This is a genomic window from Streptomyces sp. NPDC059564 (genome assembly GCF_042735575.1).
Taxonomy (GTDB): Bacteria; Actinomycetota; Actinomycetes; order Streptomycetales; family Streptomycetaceae; genus Streptomyces.
This window is the reverse complement of record NZ_JBHWBP010000674.1, coordinates 1-1557: the sequence shown is the minus strand read 5'-3', so window position 1 is coordinate 1557 and position 1557 is coordinate 1. Positions and strand designations below refer to the sequence as shown.

Annotated in this window: 1 protein-coding gene; it reads right to left on the bottom strand. The window is 76.8% G+C overall.

Annotated features, from left to right (window positions below; translation table 11 throughout):
• Positions 1-46 precede the first annotated feature (46 nt).
• Positions 47-1557, bottom strand: a 1511-nt coding sequence (locus ACFV0Q_RS41525) for a glycosyltransferase (protein ID WP_385013294.1), incomplete at its 5' end; no start/stop codon positions are given.

Sequence of the window (1557 nt, the reverse complement as noted above, 5' to 3'; positions counted from 1 at the left end):
GGCGGAGCCCCCGGCAACGGCGCCGCGCCCGCGATGTCCGAGGTGGTCATACGGCCGCCTCCGAATCCTCGACAGCGGCCGGGGCCCAGGAAGGCGTCGTCCAGTGCCCCGGCACCCGCGCCTCGGCGGGCCGCCCGAAGGGAACGTCCCCGTCGGGCCGCGCGGAGCCCCGGGCCAGCAGCCGCAGGTAGCTGTCCCCGAAGGCCGCCACGTTCTGCTCGACGGTGAACAGCTCCAGCGCCCTGGCCCGGGCCGCGGCCCCGAGCCGCTGGGCCCGTTCGGGGTCCCGCAGCAGGGCGAGGCAGGCGTCGGCGAGGGCGCGGGGGTTGCGCGGCGGGACGACGAGCCCGGTGCCTCCGATGACCTCGCAGACGGCCCCGACGTCCGTGGACACGGTGGCGCGGCCGCAGAACATGGACTCGGCGAGGGTGATGGGGAAGCCCTCGATCACCGAGGACAGCAGCACGATCCGCCCGGCCCCGTACGCGTCGGCCGGCGAGGGCGCCTCGGGGCCGCCGACCTCCTCGAAGGTGACGGGGTTCTCCCCCACCGTCCGCGCGTCGGCGGCCTCGTCGGGGAAGAGCTGCGCGGCGAGCGACCGGCAGTCGGCCAGGTACCCGGGGGCGACGGCGGTCGCGAAGATGCGCAGCCGGACGTCCGGCGCGGCCCGGCGGACCTCCGCGAAGGCGTGCAGCAGGCCGATGAGGTCCTTCGCGGGCTCTATCCGTCCGACCCACACCAGGGTGTCGGGGTCCCCGCAGCCGGGGTCCTCGCCGACGGCGGCGAATCGGTCCGCCTCCATCCCGGGGTAGACGGTCCGCAGCCGCTCCCGCGGGGCCCCGCAGCGCTCCTGCCAGCGGCGGGCGTGCGCGTTGCCGGGGGTGAGCAGGTCGGCGCGGGCGTAGATCTCGCCGGCCAGCCGGATGTGGAAGGCCCCGAGCAGGGCCCGCACGGCGGGCCGGTCGTCCTCGCCGTGCTCCAGGTAGTGGGCGCGCAGCTGGACCCCGTACTCGGTGACCAGCAGCGGGACTCCGAAGAAGCGTTTGGCCAGCAGTCCGGGGAGCGCCGCGACCCCGCCCGCCGCGGCGTGGCAGACGTCGACGGCGCCGAGTCCGGGCTCCTCGTACCAGTCGAGGGACAGCGGCCGCAGCATCCGCTCCAGCGCGTCCACGAACTCCAGCAGGTCCGGTACCCGCGCCGCCGCGACGCTGCGGCTCGCGCCCGGGGCCCGGCAGCCCGCCTCCACGGCCCGTACGGCCGTCTCGGAGCGCAGGGCCGCGTACATCCCGCCCTGTTCGCGGGCGAGTTCGGCCAGTCCGTAGAGCCCGGCGGCGAAGTCCTCGGCCCCGGCGGCGCAGATCCCGCGGACCAGGTCCTTGAAGCTGTCCGTGAAGCGGCGCCGCTCGCGCCGGGAGTACGTGCGCCCGTCGTCGGCCGGGGCCCACAGCGGGGCGGTCCGGACGCGGGTGACGTGCCGCGGGAGCGGGACCCGGCCGCGCTCCTCCTGTCCGGCGCTGCGGCTCAGCGCGTAGAGCTCGAACTCGTGCTGCGGGAGTC